The organism is Ensifer sp. Root558, from assembly GCF_001427045.1.
In the GTDB taxonomy this organism is placed as follows: Bacteria; Pseudomonadota; Alphaproteobacteria; order Rhizobiales; family Rhizobiaceae; genus Ensifer; species Ensifer adhaerens.
The window spans coordinates 157,366-178,317 of the sequence record NZ_LMGC01000036.1 but is presented as its reverse complement, the minus strand read 5'-3'; the positions used below and the strand labels follow the sequence as shown (position 1 = coordinate 178,317).

The 20,952-nt window shown below is 63.8% G+C and carries 14 protein-coding genes; 7 read left to right on the top strand and 7 right to left on the bottom strand.

Features of this window, described 5'->3' with window-relative positions:
• Positions 1-57: 57 nt before the first annotated feature.
• Positions 58-1,635 (bottom strand): ABC transporter substrate-binding protein, encoded by a 1,578-nt coding sequence (locus ASD63_RS30305; protein ID WP_060530288.1) that lies wholly within the window; start codon positions 1,633-1,635, stop codon positions 58-60.
• Between the two features lie 227 nt (positions 1,636-1,862).
• Between ASD63_RS30305 and ASD63_RS30300 the strand changes: the two genes are divergently transcribed.
• Positions 1,863-2,483, top strand: coding sequence for a cupin domain-containing protein (locus ASD63_RS30300; protein ID WP_082566307.1), 621 nt, complete (start codon positions 1,863-1,865; stop codon positions 2,481-2,483).
• Positions 2,484-2,554: 71 nt separating this feature from the next.
• On the opposite strand, the gene ASD63_RS30295 is transcribed toward ASD63_RS30300, so the two are convergent.
• Positions 2,555-3,586 carry a proline racemase family protein gene (locus ASD63_RS30295; protein ID WP_034799409.1) on the bottom strand — a complete coding sequence of 344 codons (1,032 nt, stop codon included), beginning with the start codon at positions 3,584-3,586 and terminating at the stop codon, positions 2,555-2,557.
• 293 nt (positions 3,587-3,879) lie between these two features.
• Positions 3,880-4,779 carry a GNAT family N-acetyltransferase gene (locus tag ASD63_RS30290; protein WP_060530287.1) on the bottom strand — a complete coding sequence of 300 codons (900 nt, stop codon included), beginning with the start codon at positions 4,777-4,779 and terminating at the stop codon, positions 3,880-3,882.
• 253 nt (positions 4,780-5,032) lie between these two features.
• Here ASD63_RS30290 and ASD63_RS30285 point away from each other — a divergent pair, with 253 nt between their 5' ends.
• The 3 genes from ASD63_RS30285 to pbpC all read left to right on the top strand — a co-directional run bounded on the left by ASD63_RS30285 (position 5,033) and on the right by pbpC (position 13,457).
• Positions 5,033-5,698 (top strand): GntR family transcriptional regulator, encoded by a 666-nt coding sequence (locus tag ASD63_RS30285; protein WP_051659493.1) that lies wholly within the window; start codon positions 5,033-5,035, stop codon positions 5,696-5,698.
• A 218-nt stretch (positions 5,699-5,916) separates the two neighbouring features.
• Positions 5,917-11,367, top strand: coding sequence for an alpha-2-macroglobulin family protein (locus ASD63_RS30280; protein WP_060530371.1), 5,451 nt, complete (start codon positions 5,917-5,919; stop codon positions 11,365-11,367).
• Between the two features lie 8 nt (positions 11,368-11,375).
• A complete protein-coding gene (gene pbpC, locus ASD63_RS30275; RefSeq protein WP_060530286.1) occupies positions 11,376-13,457 on the top strand; it encodes a penicillin-binding protein 1C in 2,082 nt (693 codons plus the stop codon).
• Here pbpC and ASD63_RS30270 read toward each other — a convergent pair.
• On the bottom strand, positions 13,447-15,243 hold the full coding sequence (locus tag ASD63_RS30270) for an ATP-binding protein (RefSeq protein ID WP_060530285.1): 1,797 nt from the start codon (positions 15,241-15,243) through the stop codon (positions 13,447-13,449). The two genes, pbpC and ASD63_RS30270, sit on opposite strands and share 11 nt — an antisense overlap.
• A 68-nt stretch (positions 15,244-15,311) precedes the next feature.
• Between ASD63_RS30270 and ASD63_RS30265 the strand changes: the two genes are divergently transcribed.
• From ASD63_RS30265 to hpaH, 3 genes are all read left to right on the top strand, one after another.
• The gene (locus ASD63_RS30265) at positions 15,312-15,971 is read left to right on the top strand and encodes a response regulator transcription factor (protein ID WP_034799397.1); all 660 of its coding nucleotides are present in this window, start codon (positions 15,312-15,314) and stop codon (positions 15,969-15,971) included.
• A gap of 207 nt (positions 15,972-16,178) precedes the next feature.
• Entirely contained in the window at positions 16,179-16,793 is a 615-nt protein-coding gene (locus ASD63_RS30260; protein ID WP_060530284.1) for a LysE family translocator, read from the top strand.
• Positions 16,794-16,865: 72 nt separating this feature from the next.
• Positions 16,866-17,669, top strand: coding sequence for a 2-oxo-hept-4-ene-1,7-dioate hydratase (hpaH, locus tag ASD63_RS30255; RefSeq protein WP_060530283.1), 804 nt, complete (start codon positions 16,866-16,868; stop codon positions 17,667-17,669).
• 42 nt (positions 17,670-17,711) lie between these two features.
• On the opposite strand, the gene ASD63_RS30250 is transcribed toward hpaH, so the two are convergent.
• From ASD63_RS30250 to hyi, 3 genes are all read right to left on the bottom strand, one after another.
• Positions 17,712-18,980, bottom strand: coding sequence for a glycerate kinase (locus ASD63_RS30250; protein ID WP_060530282.1), 1,269 nt, complete (start codon positions 18,978-18,980; stop codon positions 17,712-17,714).
• Between the two features lie 238 nt (positions 18,981-19,218).
• Positions 19,219-20,103, bottom strand: a complete 885-nt coding sequence (locus ASD63_RS30245; protein ID WP_034799385.1) for a 2-hydroxy-3-oxopropionate reductase — start codon at positions 20,101-20,103, stop codon at positions 19,219-19,221.
• 5 nt (positions 20,104-20,108) lie between these two features.
• Positions 20,109-20,924 carry a hydroxypyruvate isomerase gene (gene hyi, locus ASD63_RS30240; protein ID WP_060530281.1) on the bottom strand — a complete coding sequence of 272 codons (816 nt, stop codon included), beginning with the start codon at positions 20,922-20,924 and terminating at the stop codon, positions 20,109-20,111.
• Positions 20,925-20,952 lie beyond the last annotated feature (28 nt).

The following is a 20,952-nucleotide window of genomic DNA, read 5'->3' as shown; positions in this document are numbered from 1 at the left end:
AACCTTCAACGGAGAACCGGGCGGCTTGCCGCCCGGTTTTCGCAGATCGTTCCGCTATCAGTCGGCGCGCCAGGCTTCAGAGAAGTCATTGGCGCCGAGCGGCGTCTGGACGTAGCCTTCGATCGATTTCGAGACGGCGACGGCAAACGGCGTTTCGAACAGGAAGAGCAACGGTGCCTCGGCCGCGTAGATCTCCTGCATGCGCTTGTATTCGTCCTTGCGCTTGGCCGGATCGGTCTCGACGTTGGAGGCCTCGAACAGCGTGTTGAATTCCTGGTTGTTCCAGCCGGTGCCGACGGCCTGACGCTGCTTGTAGTAGCCGAGCCAGCCGGTCACCTGCGCCGGGTCGTTGACGTCGTTCGCCCAGCCATAGGTATGGATGTCGAAATCGCCGGACCGGTTCTTCTCGCCGCGGGTCGGGTTGTCGACCTGCTCGACCTTGAGGTTGACGCCGAGTGGCGCCCACATCTGCTGAAGTGCGGTAAACAATGTTGCATCGTCTGCGCTGCCGGCAAGCGTCGTCAGATTCACCTCGAAACCACCGCTGAGGCCAGCTTCGGACAGCAGCTGTTTGGCCTTTTCCGGATCGTAGGGGTAGAGCGGCTCGGGGCCATAGTGGAGCTGCGTCGCAGCCGACATCAGCGAGGTCATCGGCTTGCCGGTATCGAAGGTCACGAGCTTGATCAGCACGCTCTTGTCGGTCGCATAGTTCAGCGCCTGGCGCACCTTGACGTCGGCAAGCGGGTTCTTCGCGCCGTCCTTCTTCGCTTCGCGCGTGTTGATCGGCGCGTAGACGATGCGGGTCGAGGGGAAGAGCTCCATCTTCAGGTTCGGATCGGCGCCTAGCTCGCCGACGCGGGCAAACGGAATGAACTCGGCGGCGTCGACTTCGCCGGCCTGAAGCTTGAGGATGCGGGTCGCGTCATCCGGAATGACGAGGAATTCCACCCGGTCGAGATAGGGCAGCGGCTTGCCGTCTTCGCCCTGGCGCCAGTAGTTCGGGTTGCGCTCGAAGCTCATGCTCGAGCCCTGCACATGGCTCTTCATGACGAAGGGCCCCGATGTCACCGGACCGGCCGAGAAGAAGGCGCGCGCCTTTTCCTGGTCGGTCGCGCCGGCCGCCTTTTCGAAGGCCGCCTTTGGCATGATGCCGGTGTTGAAAGTTGCAAGGATCGAGATGATCGTCGGGTCGGGATTTTTCAGCGACACAGTGATCTTGTTGCCATCGGCCGTGACCGCGTCGACGGCGCCGAGCAGCCCCGCCCAGGGGCCGAGTTCGGCATTGCGTGCCCGATCCAGCGAGAAGACGACATCGGCGCCGGTAAGGTCGGAGCCGTCGGAAAACTTGAGGCCGCTTCGAAGCGTCAGGGTGATAGTCTTGCCATCTGCCGAAACCTCGTGAGCCTCGGCGAGACCCGGCACGATCGAACCATCCGGACCGTTGCGGAGCAGCGTTTCGTAGAGACCGTTCACCATCCAGAGATCGGGATTGCGGTCGGCGTAAACGGGATCGATGACGGTCGAGTCGTCGTAGCGGGCGAATGTCATCGCGCCACCGCGTTCGATCGCAAACGCCGAGGTGGCCGCAAGCAGACCCAGCGTCGTGCCGAGCAGAATAGGCAATATAGGTTTCATCTCACTCCTCCTTTTGACCGCAGCCGACATCGATCGCGCGCTGAACACGTTTATTGGATATTGGATCCAATTTTTCTTAGTGTTTTTTGCCGCCGACGGATTGCCGCGAAGACGTTCTTGTAGTTCCCCTTTTCAAGAAGGCTGGCATACGATCTGATCGGCTTGCCGAACCAACTTTAGCTGGACTAAAGTACATCGATAGACGTGAGTCAAGCGGAAAGAAAGTCATGCCCCTGAAGATCGAAGAGGCGCCCGGAGCCCATGAAGGCGCCTCCCTCCCCGAAGCCTCGACACCCGCCTCGCTCGGGCAAATGCTCAGAGCCCGCCGCAAGGAAATCGGCAAGACAATGAAGGACGTGGCGCGCGAGGCCGGGCTTACGGAAGGCTTCATCAGCCAGATCGAGCGCGGCATTTCTACCCCGTCGCTAATCTCGCTGTACAACGTCGCCAATGCGCTCGGCACCAGCGTCGACACCTTCCTGTCGCAGCCGCCGCAGCATTCGCATTCGATGGTCTCGCACGCAGGGGAACGCCCCGGCTACAATGTCGAGACCAAGGAGCGCGTCTACGAACTGATCGAACGCGGCTTTCCGGGCGCGGCGCTCAACGGCTGCATCACCCATATGCCGCCGGGCTATGCGTCGGAACTGACCAGCCACGAGGGCGAGGACTTCCTTTACCTGATCGAGGGCGAGATGCTCTACCAGATCGATGGCAAGGACTATCTGCTGAAGGCCGGCGACACGCTGCACTTCCCCGCCTCGCTGCCGCACCGCGCCCGCAATGTCGGCGCGGGACCGGCCCGCGAACTCTGGGTCGGCACCACCCGGATCATCAAGGAAGACTGAACCGGCAGAACAATCCAAAGGCCTGGGCCGAAAGGTACGGGCCGCAACGAGGCGGCCCGCAAAGGCAGACCTTACTGCTTGCGCGGCCAGGTGTCGGCAAGGCGATAGCCGGCCGGCCACGGATCGGCCGGGTCGAGCATCACCTGGTGCGTGCCGGTGATCCAGGCGCGTCCGGAGATCTCAGGCACGATCGCCGGGCGTCCGCCGACCGTCGTTTCGCCGACGATGCGGCAATTGAAGGTCGAATCGATGATCGAGTGGCCGCTGAAGCGCTGGCCGACCTTCATCAGCCCACGCGCGTGCAGCACCGCCATGCGCGCCGAGCAGCCGGTGCCGGTCGGCGAGCGGTCGAGCTTGGCCGGCTGGATGACCACGGTGTTGCGGCCATGCAGGATGCCGTCCTTTTCTTCGACCGGCATCGTCAGCTGGCAGAAGGAGATATGATCCCATTCCGGATTTTCCGGATGGGTGAAGCCGAGCTGTTCGTTGGCCGCGCGGGTGATTTTGATGCCGGTTTCGGCAAGCTCGCGCGCCTCGTCTGGCGTCACCGAGAAACCAAGAGCGCGAGCGTCGGTGATGACGAAGCTGTCGCCGCCATAGGCGGTATCGACCGTCAACGTGCCCAGACCCTCGACTTCAAGCTTGGCGTCGAGCTTGTCGGCAAAGGACGGCACGTTGGTGACGGTGATGCGCTCGGCCTTGCCGTTGCGGCACTCGGCAACGACGTTGACCAGTCCACCGGGCGCTTCCAGCACCATGCGCGTTTCCGGCTCCTGCATCGGTACGATGCCGCTGTCGAGCAGAACGGTGGAGACGCAGATCGAATTCGAGCCGGACATCGGCGGCGTATCTTCGGGCTCCATGATGATGAAGCCCATGGTCGCGCGCGGGTCCTTCGGCGGCACAAGCAGATTGATGTGGCGGAAGACGCCACCGCGCGGCTCGTTGAGCACGAAATTGCGCAGCGCCTGGTCTTCGGCGATGAAGCGGCGCTGTTCCCAGAGCGTGTTTCCAGGCGGCGGCGCGACGCCGCCGACGATGACGTCGCCGACTTCCCCTTCCGCGTGGCAGGAAACGATATGAACGACCTTGTTGCTGCGCATGCGCTTTCTCCTTCCGTGACGGTGGACGGACGCCACCCGGGCGCGCCCTTCACTTGCGGCCGCTCCCCCATTTCACTGGGTGACGCGATGGCGTCGCCCGTCGACGAAACGACTCTTAGAAAAATTGGATCCAATATACAATCTGAAAATACTCATAATCCAAATCCGGCCAGAGAGGCCTGCAAACGTACGCCGTGACAGTCCGCCGACCGGCTTGTCGGCAGCGACGTCGAAATAGTTGCGCTTTGAGTTCGATCAGCGACATGGAAGCGCCTCGAGCACACCTCAAGAGCTCACATGAACCCCGGATTGCGGGGCAGATAGCGCGTCCAGTCGCCATAACCGGGAGACGCCATCAGCAGCATTGGAAACGTGATCCGCATCCCCTGATTGACCGCAAGGCTCAAAGCGCCGTCGCATGCCCCGGGCAAGAAGGCCGAAATCCTCTCAGACGTGCCCGCGGCGGCCAATCGCAACGCGGCCGCGAAGGCATCTTGAACATTGTAGGGCCACAGGACGGCGAGTGGGCCGATGTGCCCGTTGGCGCCGATATAGCCGTATCCGGCAGGATCGCTGCCGGCGTAAAACAGAAACCCTCGGGTTGCCAGATCGCCAAGCAGGTAGCGATGGTGCTTGTCCCGCGATACGCCGATGGCGCAGCGATCGACCGTCGCCAGCGTCTCCATGGTCGCTGCATCGGGTTCGATCGGCACGGCGCGCAGGACCGCCTCCGGCAACATCCGCACTGCCTCCCGCCTGGCATCGAAAAAAATAGATCGGCGTGCGCGGAAAGAGCCGTGTCGCATGTAGAGCCCCTGCGACACCCGATTGAAGGTGAAGGTGATCAGCGCCTTGTGGGCTGCGCCTGACTTGCGCGCATGTTCCAGAGTTCGTTCCAGCAGCGAATTTCCGATGCCCCGGCCCTGTTGAGCGGGATCGACGAACAACTGGGCGAGAAACCAGAGATCCCCGCAAGTCCAACTCCAGGCGCATCCGACGATGCCCCCGCCCTCTTCGGCCACCCAGAGGCCGTCCGGATCGTTCCTAAGGCAAAAAAGCTGAAAATTGGGAGGGCTTGTCGCCGCCATCGGGCCGAAGCCGTGCCGAATGGTAAGATCGTTGATGCTTGAGACGACCAGTGCATCGGTCGCAGCCAATTCGTCGGCTTGAGCGGGCCTGTAAACGAGCGGCATTGGTAACACCACGAGAGGTTTCCAGGACAAGGCTGGCTTCGCAGGCTCGACCATATCACGCTCTGCCGCTCCGCTTCATCAGAGACCTTTCCTCCGTCAGACGATTTCCGGCTCCGGCGACGAGATCGTCGCGCCTACTTTCCAAAGCTCTGTTGCCCGGCGCCCGGATTGGACCTATGACCGTTGACCAACAGCGCGAAAACGCTTCCGAATTCGCCGTGCCGAGAGGCTTGGCCAGCGGGGTTTGAACAGGATGAAACTCGACGCCGTCGATGTCAGGCAAGCCGCCTCAGCGGCCGATATCGTCTATGAGGCCTTGCGCAAGGCGATCATCGAAGGCGACCTTGCCGAAGGCGAGAACCTGCGCCAGGACCACATCGCCCAGATGTTCAACACCAGCCGCATTCCGGTGCGCGAGGCGCTTTCGCGGCTGGAGCAGCATGGGCTGATTACCACCGAGCGCTATAAGGGCGCCGTTGTCGCCGGCCTCTCGATTGAGGAAATCGAGGAGATTTTCGAGTTTCGCGCACTGATCGAGGCTGAGGTCATTCGGCTTGCCGTACCCAGTCTCGACCGCCGTACTCTGGACCTTGCACGCCAGCATTGCGAGGAATTCGAGCAGGAGGAAAATTCCGACCGCTGGGGCGAAATCAACCGCAACTTCCACTACAGCCTCTACGAGGCAGCACGTCGCCCCTATTACCTGCAGATCGTTCGCGCCTCTCTCGATCGCATCGACCGTTACCTGCGGGCGCAGCTGACGCTAACCTCGGGCGTCGCGCGTGCGCGCCGCGAACACAAGGCCATCCTCGACGCCTGTGTGGCGCGCGACGCCGAGCGGGCCAGCGCCTTGACGCGCGATCATATCCTCGATGCCGGTCGCTCGCTGACCGTCTTCCTGAGAGAACAAAGAGGCTAGCGGCGCGGTTTCTCCCGCGGCTTTGGCCGACCGTCATAATAGTTTGATTTACATATCGTTTTATCGTGTTTCATTCCGGATCGATGCTCGATCCTTCACAGCAGTGCTCCCGCTGAAATTGCGCCGCACGTCGACTGCTCTCCGGTTGACAAGCGGGGCGGAAGCCTGAAAAGTGAAGCCTCTATCGAGACCGGCAGCGTTGGGAGGACTTGATGTCTGTGCGCGCGTTTTTCGGCCTTTCCACCCTCTTCCTATCGCTTTTGACCGCCGGCATCCCCGCCGTTGCCCAGGAGAGTGGACGGCAGATCGAGATCACTCAGGACGGCGATTATTTCGGTTTCGACCTCAGGACCGAACAGAACGTCTCGCTCGACGAATGCCAGCAGACATGCATCGCGGACCAGGCCTGCCGCGCCTTCACCTACAATCCCAAGGTGAAGTGGTGCTTCCTCAAGTCCGACTATAACCAGCTCAACACCTTCCCCGGCGCCATCGCCGGCAAGGTCGTGCAGCCGCAGGTCACACAAGCCGACATCGGGGCGCCGCCGCGCCTGAAATTCCTGTCGGATCAGTTGCTGCAGGACGCCCGCAACACCAAGGCCAATCTTACCCTTGCCGACGATCAGCAGGGCATGGGCGTCAATACGCTCATCGACATGGCACGCGGCCAGGCCGGCATGGGCAATATCGAAAATGCGCTGAAGGCCTTCCAGGGCGCGTTGGCGATCAATCCTGATGACGCCGAACTCTGGCTGGAGGCGGCGCGAACCGCGAACCGCATCACCAACAATTCAAGCGTATCGATCCAGGCGGCGATCGCCGCGATCAACGGCTACGAGCTGACCCGCACCACCGAGAGCCGGGCGCATGCGCTTGCCGTCATGGCCAAATCGCTGGAAGGCGCCGAGAATTTCCGCGCCGCACTGAACGCCTACAAGGCGAGCCTGGAACTGGTGAAGGCAAAATCGGTCGAGGCAGCCTATCTCGACCTTAAGCAGCGCAAGGGCTTCCGCGTCGTCGAACATACGATCGATTCCGACGCTGCGACGCCGCGCGCCTGCGTGCAGTTCTCCGAGCAGCTTTTGAAGAGCGGCGCCGACTATGCCTCCTTCGTCACCGTCAATGGTGCTGCGCCAAAGGCGCTTGAGGCGAAGGGCGACCAGATCTGCATCGAAGGCCTATCGCATGGCGAGCGCTACAAGCTGACCCTTCGCGCCGGCCTGCCGTCCACCGTCGACGAAATGCTCGAAGCGCCCGTCACCCTCGATATCTATGTCGCGGACCGCGCCCAAATGGTGCGCTTCACCGGCGACAGCTTCGTGCTGCCGTCGACCGCGCGCCGCGGCATCCCGCTCGTTTCCGTCAACACCGACAGCGCCAAGCTGAAACTCTACCGCGTCGGCGACCGCAGCATCGCCCAGGTGCTGCAGAGCTCGCAGTTCCTGACCCAGCTCGACGGCTACAGCGCCCAGCGCATCGAGGATGAGATCGGCGAACTCGTCTGGCAGGGCTCGATCGACATCGAGCGCGACGTCAACAAAGAGGTCGTCACAAGCTTCCCGGTCGACGAGGCACTGCCTCAACGCAAGCCCGGCGTCTACGTCCTGACCGCCGCACCGACCACCGGTATCAGCCAGGAATGGGATGCGCGCGCGACGCAATGGTTCGTCGTTTCCGATATCGGTATCTCCACCTATGCCGGCACAGACGGGCTGAACGTCTTCGTGCGCTCGCTTGCGACTGCCGAGCCGATCGAAGGCGTCGAACTGCAGCTCGTCGCCAAAAACAACGAGATCCTCGGCACGGCGGTGAGCGATGATGACGGCCGCGTGACCTTCACTGCTGGACTGATCCGTGGCACGGCCGGGCTCACGCCCGCCGTCATCACCGCCAAGAAGGGCGAGGACGACTATGTCTTCCTCGACATGAGCCGCGCCGGCTTCGACCTTTCGGATCGTGGCGTCACCGGGCGCGCGGCTCCTGGCGCCATCGACATTCTCGCCTGGACCGAGCGCGGCATCTATCGTGCCGGCGAAACCGTGCATGCGGCAGCGCTTGCCCGTGACGTTGACGGCATGGCGATCGAGAACCTGCCGCTGACCTTCGTCTTCCTCCGCCCGGATGGTGTCGAATATCGCCGCATGACCAGTGCCGGCGGCAAGCTCGGCGGCCATACGCTCGACCTCGACACCCAGGCAAACGCCATGCGCGGCACCTGGACGATGCAGATCTTCACTGACCCGAAGTCGCCTGCGATCGGCGAGAAGCAGTTCCTGATCGATGACTTCGTGCCGGATCGCACCGAATTCGATCTCACCAGCGACGCCAAGGAAATCGCCGTCGGTGAGACGGCAAGCGTGGCAGTCGACGGGCGCTATCTCTATGGCGCACCGGCTGCCGGCCTCGAACTTGAAGGCGAAGTGACGATCAAGCCGACGCGCGAAAACGCCGCCTTCAAGGGCTATTCCTTCGGTCTTGCCGACGAAGAGGCGAGCGAAGACACGCGCCTGCCGCTCGAAGAGCTTTCGTCGCTCGACGAAGAAGGCAAATCCAGCTTCGACGTCCTCATCGACGAAGTGCCCTCGACCACGCAGCTGCTAAATGCCACCGTGACCGTTCGCATGCGTGAAGCCGGCGGCCGCGCCGTCGAGCGCTCGCTAAAACTGCCGGTGCGCGCCGAGGGCCCGATGCTCGGCATCAAGCCGGAATTCGAGGGTGAGCTCGCCGAAAACTCCGTCGGCAAGTTCCGCGTCATCGCCGTCGATCCGGCCGGCAGCAAGATCGCCATGCAGGGGCTCCTCTGGAAGCTGATCAGCGTCGAACGGAACTATCACTGGTATCGCGACGGCAGCGCCTGGAAATACGAGCCCGTCGTTACCACCAAACAGGTGGCCAACGGCAGCGTCGACCTGACGGAAGACGGCGGCGATATCTCCGTGCCCGTCGGCTGGGGCCGCTATCGCCTGGAAGTCGAGACGGCCGCGGTCGATGGCCCGACTTCGAGCGTCGAATTCGACGCCGGCTGGTATGTCGCGGCCACCTCGACGGAAACGCCTGACGGCCTTGAGATCGCGCTCGACAAGGAGAAGTATGCGGTCGGCGACACGGCCAAGCTGAAGGTCTCGCCGCGTTTTGCCGGCGAACTGCTGGTCACCGTCGGCACAGAGAACCTGATCACGACCGAGACGGCATCGATTGCGGCTGAAGGCGGCGAAGTCGAATTGCCGGTCACCGACGCCTGGGGCGCCGGCGCCTATGTCACCGCCACGCTCTACCGGCCGGGCGATGCCCAGGAAAGCCGCATGCCGATGCGCGCCATCGGCATCAAATGGCTCACCGTCGATCCGGCCGAGCGCAAGCTCGCCGTCACGCTTAACGCGCCCGAAAAGATGGAGCCGCGCCAGCCGCTCGACATCAGCCTCCAGGTCGCCGGTGCCGGTGCCAATGAGGAAGCCTATGTGACGATCGCCGCCGTCGATGTCGGCATTCTCAATCTCACCCGCTACGAGCCGCCGAACCCGGAAGCCTGGTATTTCGGCCAGAGACAGCTCGGCCTTGAAATCCGCGACCTTTACGGTCGCCTGATCGACGGCTCGCTCGGCGCGAACGGAAAACTGCGCACCGGCGGCGATGGCGGCCAGGTCGCGCTTCAGGGCAGCCCGCCCACGGAAAAGCTGGTCGCCTTCTTCGAAGGACCGGTACAGCTCGACGGCGACGGCAAGGCAACCGTCAGCTTCGACATCCCGCAGTTCAACGGAACGGCGCGACTGATGGCCGTTGCCTGGACGAAATCCGGTGTCGGCCACGCCACGCGCGACGTGGTGATCCGCGACCCCGTCGTCGTTACCGCCAGCCTGCCGCGGTTCCTGGCGCCCGGAGACCGGTCGGACCTGAGGCTCGATATCGCCAATACCGACGCACCGGCCGGCGATTACCAGATCCATGTGACGACCAGTGGCCAGGCCACCGTCGAGCAACCGGGGACGGGCAGCACGGTCACCCTGGACCAGGGCGGTCGCTCCTCCATCACCTTGCCGGTGGTCGGGCAATATCCCGGCAACGGCGTCGTCACCGTGGCGCTGACCGGCGCCAACGGCCTTTCGCTCGAGCAGTCGCTCGACCTGCTTGTGCGTCCGGCAACCCTGCCGGTGACACAGCGGCAAGTGGTTACAATCGCGCCAGGAAGCAGCCTGACGGTCGACGGGCAGTTGCTTGCCGACAGCATCCTGCAGGGCGCTTCCGTCAACCTCAGCGTCACCCGCTCTGCCGCCTTCGATATGCCGGCACTGCTGATGACCCTCGATCGCTATCCCTATGGCTGCACGGAGCAAACGACCAGCCGCGCGCTGCCGCTGCTCTACCTGAGCGAACTCGCCAAGCAGTCCGGCCTTGCCGATGACGAGGGCGTGACGAAACGGGTGCAGGAGGCGATCTACCGCGTGCTCTCCAACCAGTCCTCGTCGGGCAGCTTCGGTCTTTGGGGGCCGGGCTACGGCGACCTCTGGCTCGATGCCTATGTCACCGACTTCCTGACCCGCGCCCGCGAGCAGAAATATGACGTGCCCGAGGCCGCAATGGTTCAGGCGCTGGAAAACCTGCAGAACGGCGTCAGCTACGACACCAACGCCAAGGATCGCGGCAACGAGATCGCCTATGCGCTCTACGTGCTTGCCCGCAATCGCAAGGCGGCGATCAACGACCTGCGTTATTACGCAAACACGCTGATCAACGATTTCCCGACGCCGCTCGCCAAGGCTCATATCGCCGCAGCGCTTTCGCTGTATGGCGATGCTCAAGGGGCGCAGGACACGTTTGCCAACGCGGCGAACATGTCGACGGACCTCGTCAATGTCAGCCTGTCGCGCTCCGACTACGGCTCGTCGCTGCGTGACGGCGCGGCGGTGCTGGCGCTTGCGGCCGAAAGCCGACCGGTCCCGCCGATCGTTCCAGAGCTATCGAAAATGGTCGCCCGCGAATGGGAACAGAAGACCTATACCAGCACCCAGGAACAGGCCTGGATGCTGCTTGCCGCCCGCGCCATCCAGAATGGCGACGAGGACATGGCGCTCGATGTCAACGGCGCATCGAAGTCCGGCAGCTATGCCGCCCAGATGACCGGCGACGCGCTCATCACCCACCCGGTGGTGATCCGCAACCAGGGTGCCGATCCGGTTTCGGCCGTGGTCACCACGGTCGCCGCCCCCGCCCAGCCGCTTTCGGCCGGCGGCGACGGCTTCACCATCGAGCGCACCTACTACACGCTCGACGGAGCCGAGGCGAACGTCATGGAAGCGCGGCAGAACGAACGCTACGTCGTCGTGCTGAAAGTCACGGAGGCCAACGACTGGCCGTCGCGCGTGCTGGTCACTGACCTGCTGCCGGCCGGTTTCCAGATCGACAATCCGAGCCTCGTCGACAGTGCCCAGCTCAGCAATTTCGAGTGGCTCGGCGAAATCACCGCGACCCATACGGAGTTCCGCAACGACCGCTTCGTCGCAGCACTCGACCGCAGCATCGGCGCCGGCCGCGAGGTCACGCTGGCCTATGTCGTGCGCGCGGTAACGCCGGGCACCTATGACCATCCGGCCGCAACTGTCGAGGACATGTACCGGCCGCAGCTTTCGGCCCGCACCGCGACCGGGCGCATGGAGGTGCTGGCCGCGCAATAGGCAAGATCATGTCGATTGGGCGCAAACTGCTGATCGCCTTGCCCGTCTGCCTGCTGGTGACGGGGCTGACGGGCTTTGCGATCGAAAAGGCTGACGAGGCCTTCCCGCCGCCGCTTGCGGAGGCGGACGTCGTCTCGCGCGAGGTGGACGACGCCAACGGACAGCTCTTGCGCGCCTTCGCAACGCCGGATGGCCTCTGGCGACTGAAGACCACGGTCGACGATGTCGATCCGCAGTTCCTGAAGATGCTGATCGCCTACGAAGACCAGCGTTTTGAGGAGCATTCCGGCGTCGATATCCTGGCGCTTGGCCGCGCCGCGCTTCAATTCGTCAGCAATGGCCGCATCGTCTCGGGCGCCTCGACGCTTTCCATGCAGGTCGCCCGGCTGATCGAGCCGCGGCAGCAGCGCTCGATAACCGCCAAGCTGTTGCAAATCGCACGCGCGATCCAGATCGAGCGACGGCTATCGAAGGACCAGATCCTCAATCTCTATCTCACCCATGCGCCTTATGGCGGCAATATCGAGGGTGTGCGCGCCGCGAGCCTCTCCTGGCTCGGCAAGGAGCCGAAACGGCTGACGGCCGGCGAAGCGGCCCTGCTCGTGGCACTACCGCAATTGCCGGAGAAGCGCCGCCCGGACCGCAACCATGCCGCCGCTGTCGCCGCCCGCGAACGGGTGCTGACGCGTCTCGCCGTTGCTGACGTGATTGGCGACGGCGAAGCGGAACGCGCGATCGCCACGTCCGTTCCGTCGCGCAGGCTGCAACTCCCGGCCTATGCCGCGCACCTCGCCGAACGGGCGTTGCGCAAGGACCCGCGGGCGGTTCGGCATGAGACGAGCTTGCGCCTTGCCGTCCAGCGCAGCCTCGAAGCCGTGGCAAGGGAAGGGGCAACCAAGCTCGGACCGAAGGTTTCGGTCGCCATGGTGATGGCCGATGCGAAGACCGGAGAGATCGTCGCTTCGGTCGGATCGGCCGACTATTTCGATGCGAGCCGCTCCGGCTGGATCGACATGACGCGCATCACGCGTTCGCCGGGCTCCACCCTCAAGCCCTTCATCTATGGCCTTGCCTTCGAAGAAGGACTCGTCAGCCAGGAAACGATCATCGAGGACCGGCCGGCGGACTTCTTCGGCTACCGCCCACGCAACTTCGACATGAGCTACCAGGGCGATGTCAGCGTGCGCGAGGCGCTGCAGTTGTCTCTGAACGTTCCGGCGATCCGCCTGCTCGACGCGGTCGGCCCGGCCGAGCTGATGATGCGCTTTCGCCGCGGCGAGGTGAAGCCGGCACTTCCTGCCGGCGAAGCACCCGGCCTTGCGATCGGTCTTGGCGGCGTCGGACTTTCCCTGCGCGATCTCGTGCAGCTCTATGCGGCGCTTGCCAATCGCGGCTTCCCGCTCCGGCTCGGCGACGGCGTTGAGGGCAAGGCGGGCCTGATCGAAGCGGAACCGGTGCTTTCGCCGGTCGCCGTCTGGAATGTCTCCGACGCGCTCTCCGGCGTGTTGCCGCCCGCTGGCAGTCGCCAGCGCGGCATCGCCTATAAGACCGGCACCAGCTATGGCTACCGTGATGCCTGGTCGGTCGGCTATGACGGCCGCCATGTGCTCGGGGTCTGGGTCGGACGGCCCGACAATGGGGCGGTTCCCGGCCTCACCGGCTATGGCAGCGCCGCCCCCATTCTCTTCGAAGGCTTCGCCAAATCCGGCTTCGGCATCACACCGCTGCCCGATGCGCCGGCCGGCGCGATCCGCATTTCTCAAGCCGAACTGCCGATCAGCCAGCGCCGCTTCTCGCTGACGGCAAGCGGCCTCGTCAACGCTTCGGCCCGCGAGCCGGCACCGCAGATCGTGTTTCCGCCCGAGGGCGCACGCGTCGAGCTCAGTGCGAACCATCAGGCGCTTTCGCCGCTGACACTCAAGCTCCAGGGCGGACGCGCGCCGTTCCGCTGGCTTGCCAATGGCAAGCCTCTGCCGGAGCTCACCCGCCGGCGGGTCACGCAGTGGCAACCGGATGGTGCCGGCTATTCGACGCTGACGGTGATCGATTCCGTCGGCCGCGCCGCCAGCGTGCGCGTCTTCATCGAGTAACAGTGCGGATCTCGCGTGCCGCATCTTCAGGCCGCTCGGCGAGGAGCGCTTCGATCTCCTCCTCCAACCGCACCGCATCGAGCGGCTTGTGGAGAAGACGGTGGCCGCTTGCGGTCACTTCCTTCAGCCGTGTCGGCGACGTATCGCCGGAAAGGATCAGCGCCGGCACCTCCCGCCCGAGATGGGCCCTGATCTCCCGGATCGCATCGATCCCGGTCTTGCCGGCGTCGAGACGGTAATCGGTGATGACAAGATCGACCGGCGCCTCTCCCAGGCGCGCAGCCTTCGCCAGCTCCTTTCGGGCCGTGGCAGCCGAACGCCCGGCATAGACCGCATAGCCGAGCGTGCGGAGCAACAGCGCCGTTGCATCCAGCGCGTCGCGCTCGTCGTCGATGACGACGATACCCCCTTGCTGCGTCGCAGCGGTCGGATGGGCGCGTCCGGGCTTTGCCAGCGAAGGCGGCGCGACCACCGGCAAAGTGATGGAAAACATCGAACCGCGACCCTCCGTCGAGACTACCTTGATCGGGTGGCCGAGCAGAGCGGCGGTACGCTGGACGATGGCAAGGCCGAGCCCGAGCCCCTGCGCCCGGTTGCGTGCAGGATTTTGCAGTTGCACGAACTCCTCGAAGATCGCTTCCTGCTCTGAATCGGGGATGCCGACACCGGTGTCCCAGACCTGCACCTCCACCGCCGCACCGCGGCGTCGGCAACCGATCAGCACCTTGCCGGTCCGTGTGTAACGGAACGCATTGGAAATGAGGTTGTCGAGGACACGCTTCAGCATCATCGGGTCGGTATCGACCCAGACATCCGTCATCACCACGCGCCATCCGAGGCCCTGGTCCTTCGCAATGCCGGAGAACTCCGCCTTGAGGTCGTGGAACAGTCGCCGTAGGGACACCGGTTCTCGCGCGACGGTCACGATTCCCGCGTCAAGCTTGGAAATGTCGAGCAACGCGTCGAGCAGACCGCCGAGATTGCCGATAACCGAGCGCGCGCGATCGGCGAGGTCGCGGGCGTTCTTGGCCGGAACGTCACCGTTGCGACCGAGTGCTGCGAGCGTCGAGGTGAAAAGGCTGAGGGCGTGGATCGGCTGACGCAGGTCGTGGCTTGCGGCAGCGAGGAACCGCGACTTGGAGCGATCGGCGCTCTGCGCCTTGTCGCGCTCTGCCTCAAGGCTGGTGATCAGCGACAGATTCTCGAAACGCAGCCGCACCGTTTCGGCAAGCGTCCTGTGGGTGACGCGGCTGTAGTAGAGGTCGACGCCGAAGAGGCAGATGGTGAAAATCAGATAGGTGTCGTAGATCGGCCCTTCGCCAAGGAAGCAGCGGATCGCGAAGGGCAGGAGGATCGCAACCAGCGAGCCGGCATAGGCGAGCGGAAAGGCAGACAGCGACGGCACCGCACCGCTGGCAATGCCTGTGATCACGATGCAGACGAAGGCAAGCGTCTGCGGCTCGTCCGGATGGAAGGCAAACCAGCCAAGCGCGCCCCAGAGACCGCTGGAAACCCACGAAAGCAGCGTGAAGCGCCAGGCCCATCGCCGCCAGTCCCGCGTCCGCCCTTCATCCGTCTGCCGCCGATATCGCCAGTCGAGAAGAATGCGGGCGAACGTCAGCAGATAGAGTGCGGCGCCCCATGAAAACAGCAGGTCCCACGACACAAGATCGCGCAGGACATAAGCAACCGGCAGTGGAATTGCGAAATTGGCAAAAAGCACCGCGTAAGATTGACGAAATAATAAGCCTATCAGGAGAGGTTGCAGGTGTTCGCGAGTCTCCATTGCCGCTCCTGTCTCGATGCAACGCGATGTCCGCGGAGAATTGCCGATTTCGATGAAGGATTGCTTACATGCGCAAACTGCTGACGATCGTGGTGGCAGACGATCACGCCATCGTTCGCGAGGGCCTGAAGCTGCTGCTCTCCACCATGGACCACGTATCGGTGGTTGCGGAAGCGGCCGACGGCGAGACGCTGACGACCATCGTTCGCGCCAGCAGTCCTGATCTGGTGATCCTCGACCTCGGCATGCCGGGGGTTGCCGGCGTGCAGTTCATCAACGAACTCCGGGCGGTCGCGCCGCGCATGAAGATCCTGGCGCTGACCGCAAACATCGAGCCGCGAACCGTGCGGGCCGTGATCGCCGCCGGGGCCAGCGGTTACCTGACGAAGACCGGCGACCCGGCCGAACTGAATGCAGCACTCGATGCAATGCTGCGAAACGAAATTTATCTCAGCCAATCGGTTCGCTTCGCCATCGACGATCCCCGCAGCCACCAGCCGCCGCCGACAACCGATACGGCGCTCTCCCCCATCCCCCTCACCCGCCGCGAAATGCAGATCCTCTCTCTCGCCGCCCAGGGGCTGACCGCGCGCGAGACCGCCGATCGCCTCGGTATCAGCCCGCTCACGGCCCGCAAGCATCGCGAGAACCTGATGCGCAAGCTCAGTCTGCACAACACGGCAGAGATCGCGGCCTATGCACTGCGCATCGGCCTGCCGATCGGTTGATATCGCAGTCCTCGCCGGTCTTTCCGGAAATCACCTTCCCTTAACCACGGCAAAACAGGCGATCCTGCCACAACGCCGAAATACGGCACCTGCCGTATGTCAATCGGATACAACCAAGCGTAGTTCTCCCGCTCTATCGCGCCACCGAGATGGTTCGACGCCAAGACGTCGGCCCGGGGCGTTCCGGCTATTTTGGGAGGAACCCCCATGCCGTCGCTGGAGCATTGGATTTCGTTCGCACTGGCAACGGCGATTTTCGCCTTCATGCCGGGTCCTGCCATTCTCTATATGACGGCGCAGACGTTGGCGCATGGCCGCAAGGCCGGCCTCCTGGCGGCGCTCGGCATTCATATCGGCTGCTACATCCACATCGCCGCCGCGGCGCTCGGGCTTGCCGCCCTGCTTCACCATGCACCGCTTCTCTATGGGGCGATCAGGCTTGCCGGCGCCGTCTATCTGGTCTGGCTCGGCGCGGCCATGCTGCTCGGGGTCGGCAAACATGCCGCCCACGCCGAGGCTGCGAAACCCGGCGTCCTGCGCGACAGCATCGTGGTGGAGGTCCTCAATCCCAAGACCGCCTTGTTCTTCGTGACCTTCCTGCCGCAGTTCGTGGATCCGGCCGTGGCGATGCCGATGTCGCTGCAGTTCCTGATGTTCGGCCTGCTGGTGAACCTTGCCCTGTCGGTCGCCGATATCGCGGCCGTCTTCCTCGCCTCCTTCACGCTCGGTCGGCTGGTTGGTGGCGCCGGCAATCTTGTTCCGCGCACCTGCGGTTCGATCCTCATCGGCCTCGGCCTGATGCTGGCAAGTCAGCCGATCTGATCGCCCAAAGACGGTGCGCGCGCCGGGTCCGACCTTGGTGTATCCTTAAGGGCGCTGAAGTCGGGGGGCGCCATGCTGAATGCAACCGAGATCGCCAAGGCCGCCGAAAGCCTGCATCAGGCCGAACGCGATCGAAAACAGATCGGGCTCCTGTCGCTCAAGCATCCCGAAATGACGGTCGACGACGCCTATGCGATCCAGGCGGCTCTGGTCCGGCGCAAACGCGACGACGGCCACCGCATCATCGGCTGGAAGATCGGGCTGACGTCCAATGCCATGCAGCAGGCGCTCCGCATCGACACGCCCGATTCCGGCGTGCTCTTCGACAACATGCTGTTCGACGACGGCGCAAGCATACCCGCCGATCGCTTCATCCAGCCACGGGTCGAAGCGGAGATCGCGTTCATCATGAAAACCGGGCTCAAAGGCCCGCGGGTCAACATCGTCCAGGTCCTGAACGCCACGGATTATGTCATGCCGGCGCTGGAAATTCTCGACAGCCGGATCGTCCGCACGGATCCGAAAACAAAGAAGGCGCGCATCCTCGTCGATGCGATCGCCGACAATGCCGCCAATGGCGGCCTCATCCTCGGCGGCCGCGCCGTGCGCCCCGATACGGTCGACATGCGCTGGATGGGGGCGATCGTCTCGCGCAATGCGGTGATCGAGGAAACGGGACTTGCGGCCGGTGTGCTCAACCATCCGGCGCGCGGCATCGCCTGGCTCGCCAATCGTCTCGCGCAATGCGGCGACGCGATCGAGCCCGGCCAGATCGTTCTCTCAGGCTCTTTCATCCGCACGCTCGAAGCCAGGAACGGCGACACGATCGTCGCCGATTTCGGCGCTTATGGCTCGGTCAGTTGCCACTTCGCGTGAAGTGTATAACGACAGGCAGGCTACACACCCGCCGCGCGGATATCACTGCACCAGGATGGCGCGGAAGTCGTTGACGTTGGTGCCCGTTGGCCCCGGCTTGAAGAGATCGCCGAGCGCATCGAACGCCGACCAGCTGTCGTTCTTCTGCAGGAATGTCGCGGCATCCAGCCGTTGCGCCGCGAGGCGGGCGATGGTGGTGTCGTCGGCGAAAGCGCCGGCGTTGTCCTCGGAGCCGTCGATGCCGTCGGTGTCTGCGGCCAGCGCCGAGACCCCTTTGGCACCGTCGATGCCGAGCGCCATCGCCAGCAGGAATTCGCTGTTGCGTCCGCCCTTGCCCTTGCCGCGGATGGTGACGGTCGTCTCGCCGCCCGAGAGAACGACGACCGGTTTGGTGAACGGTCGACCGCGGCCGACGACTTCCCGGGCGATCGCCGCATGCACACCGCCAACGTCGCGCGCCTCGCCCTCGATCGCATCGGAAAGAATGATCGCGTCGATGCCGGCGGCACGCGCCTCTGCAGCCGCGGCCTCGAGCGAGACGGATGCGGATGCGATCAGCCGGACTTCGTTACGGGCAAAACGCGGGTCATCAGGAGATGGCGCGGCGCTTTCCGGGCTATTGATCCACGCCATAACCTTTGCCGGCAGGTTCAGACTGTAGCGCTCGATCAGCGTCAGCGCATCCTCGCGCGTGCTGGCGTCCGCCAGTGTCGGGCCGGAGGCGACCAGCGCCGGATCGTCGCCCGGAATATCGGAAACGATCAGCGAAACGACCTTGGCCGGATAGGCCGCGGCAGCCAGCCGACCGCCCTTGATCATCGAGACGTGCTTGCGCACGGCATTCATGGCGCTGATCGGCGCGCCGGAGGCAAGCAACGCCCGGTTGACGGCGATCTCGTCTTCCAGCGTCAAGCCGGGTGGTGGCGAGGGCAAAAGCGCCGAGCCACCGCCGCAGACGAGCGCGACGACAAGATCGTCCGCCGTCAGGCCGCCGACTTCGGCGAGCAAGCGCTTCGAGGCCAGTAAACCGTTTTCATCAGGCAGGGGGTGCGACGCTTCCAGCACCTCGATCGTCTCGCATGGGGCAGCATAGCCATAGCGGGTGACGATCACGCCCGAGAGCGGACCATCCCAATGGCGTTCGAAGGCGGCTGCCATCTGGGCCGCACCCTTGCCGGCCCCAACCACCACCGTCCGCCCCTTCGGTCGCGCCGGCAGGTTGGCCGCGATCACTTTCTCCGGATCAGCCGCGGCAACGGCCGAGGTGAACAGCGCTTCGAGGAAACGGCGTGGATCGGTGATGGTTGGCATTGGTCTCCCCCTGGAGGATGTCGCGTCGCTCCATCCTTATATGTCATCCCAGCGCAAATCGCGGTTGGAACTGCATGAAAGTCTCGGGCGGCGGTTCCTCCAACCGCCGCCCGGACGCATGACCGGTCCGGCACAATGGGACGCCGGACGAGTCATGCGCATTTAAGGTCGTCGCCTGATCTTTTCAAAGCGGCGCAATTCCTAACGGAAAACCGCTTCGCACGTTCCCTGGAATTGCTTAGGCAACCTGGTGGTTCGCCATGCGCTCCAGCGCCCGGACGAGGCCGGAGTGGTCTAGGCCGCTGTCGCCGTTGGCTGCGCAGTTGTTGAAGAGTTCCTGCGTTGCCGCCGTGTTCGGCAGCGAGATGCCGAGCGACTTGGCACCCTGGAGAGCCAGGTTGAGGTCCTTCTGGTGCAGCGAGATGCGGAAGCCCGGATCGAAGGTGCGCTTGATCATGCGCTCGCCGTGAACTTCGAGAATGCGCGAGGAGGCAAAGCCGCCCATCAGCGCTTCGCGGACGCGCGCCGGATCAGCACCCGCCTTGGAGGCGAAGACAAGCGCTTCCGAGACCGCTTCGATCGTCAGCGCAACGATGATCTGGTTGGCGACCTTGGTGACCTGGCCGTCGCCGCAATCACCGACGAGCGTGATGTTCTTGCCCATCAACTTCAAGAGCGGCAGGGCGCGGTCGAAGCTCTCCTGGGCGCCGCCCGCCATGATCGAGAGCGAAGCATTCTTGGCGCCGACTTCGCCGCCGGAAACCGGGGCGTCGATGTATTCGGCACCGGTCTCGCGAACTTTCTTGGCGAATTCCTTCGTCTCGATCGGCGAGATCGAGCTCATGTCGATGACGAGCTTGCCCTTGGAAAGACCGTAGGCGACGCCGTTTTCGCCGAAGAGAACATCCTTGACCTCAGGGGTATCCGGCAGCATCAGGATGATGGTGTCGACGGTTTCGGCCAACGCCTTCGGCGAGTCGACGAACTTGAGGCCGTTGTCGAGCAGCTCCTGGCGCGGCGGGATGACGAACTTCGAGGTGACGATGGTGTGGCCGGCATCCTGCAGGTGGCGCGCCATCGGCGTGCCCATGATACCCAGTCCAATGAAACCGATTGTTGCCATGGTGTTTAGCTCCTGATCTTGATGATGTCTGCGGATTGGGTGCGCTGGCGCTCGGCGCCGAGCCAGCCAAGGCCCTCGGCAGTCGTGGTGCGCGGCTTATATTCGCAACCGATCCAGCCGTCGTAGCCGGCCGCTTCCAGCGCGTCGAAGACGAAGGGATAGTTGATCTCGCCGGTGCCCGGCTCGTTGCGGCCCGGATTGTCGGCAAGCTGGACATGAACGATGCGATCGGCAAAGCGTTTGTAGGTGCCGATCAACTCGCCCTGCGTGCGCTGCTGGTGGTAGAGGTCGTACTGGATGAACAGGTTGTCGCTGCCGACCTCCTCAATGATCGAAGCCGCCTGCTCGACCGTGTTGAGATAGAAGCCCGGAATATCGAAGTCGTTGATCGGTTCGATGAGCAGGCGAATGCCCTGCTTGCCGAGTTCGCTTGCAGCAAGCTTGAGATTGGCGACCAGCGTGTCGCGCAGCACCTGTTCAGAGACACCGTGAGGCGCGATGCCAACCAGGCAGTTGACCTGCTTGCAGTCGAGCGCCGTCGCGTAGTCGATGGCGCTCGCCACGCCTTTGCGGAACTCGTCGACCCGGTTAGGCAGGATGGCGATGCCGCGTTCGCCGCTCGCCCAGTTGCCGGCCGGCAGGTTGTGCAGAACTTGGGTCAGGCCATGGCGCTGAAGCTCTGCGCGCAGGCTCACCTTTTCGAATTCGTAGGGAAACAGATATTCCACGCCCTCGAAGCCGGCCTTGGCAGCAAGGGCGAAACGATCGAGGAACGGCACCTCGTTGAACAGCATTGTCAGGTTCGCAGCGAACTTCGCCATGCGATGTTTCCTCCTTGTGTTTGTCTTG

Coding starts and splice junctions, on each gene's coding strand:
- ASD63_RS30305 (WP_060530288.1), bottom strand. CDS start 1,635: ATGAAACCTATATTGCCTATTCTGCTCGGCACGACGCTGGGTCTGCTT.
- ASD63_RS30300 (WP_082566307.1), top strand. CDS start 1,863: ATGCCCCTGAAGATCGAAGAGGCGCCCGGAGCCCATGAAGGCGCCTCC.
- ASD63_RS30295 (WP_034799409.1), bottom strand. CDS start 3,586: ATGCGCAGCAACAAGGTCGTTCATATCGTTTCCTGCCACGCGGAAGGG.
- ASD63_RS30290 (WP_060530287.1), bottom strand. CDS start 4,779: ATGCCGCTCGTTTACAGGCCCGCTCAAGCCGACGAATTGGCTGCGACC.
- ASD63_RS30285 (WP_051659493.1), top strand. CDS start 5,033: ATGAAACTCGACGCCGTCGATGTCAGGCAAGCCGCCTCAGCGGCCGAT.
- pbpC (WP_060530286.1), top strand. CDS start 11,376: ATGTCGATTGGGCGCAAACTGCTGATCGCCTTGCCCGTCTGCCTGCTG.
- ASD63_RS30270 (WP_060530285.1), bottom strand. CDS start 15,243: ATGGAGACTCGCGAACACCTGCAACCTCTCCTGATAGGCTTATTATTT.
- ASD63_RS30265 (WP_034799397.1), top strand. CDS start 15,312: ATGCGCAAACTGCTGACGATCGTGGTGGCAGACGATCACGCCATCGTT.
- ASD63_RS30260 (WP_060530284.1), top strand. CDS start 16,179: ATGCCGTCGCTGGAGCATTGGATTTCGTTCGCACTGGCAACGGCGATT.
- hpaH (WP_060530283.1), top strand. CDS start 16,866: ATGCTGAATGCAACCGAGATCGCCAAGGCCGCCGAAAGCCTGCATCAG.
- ASD63_RS30250 (WP_060530282.1), bottom strand. CDS start 18,980: ATGCCAACCATCACCGATCCACGCCGTTTCCTCGAAGCGCTGTTCACC.
- ASD63_RS30245 (WP_034799385.1), bottom strand. CDS start 20,103: ATGGCAACAATCGGTTTCATTGGACTGGGTATCATGGGCACGCCGATG.
- hyi (WP_060530281.1), bottom strand. CDS start 20,924: ATGGCGAAGTTCGCTGCGAACCTGACAATGCTGTTCAACGAGGTGCCG.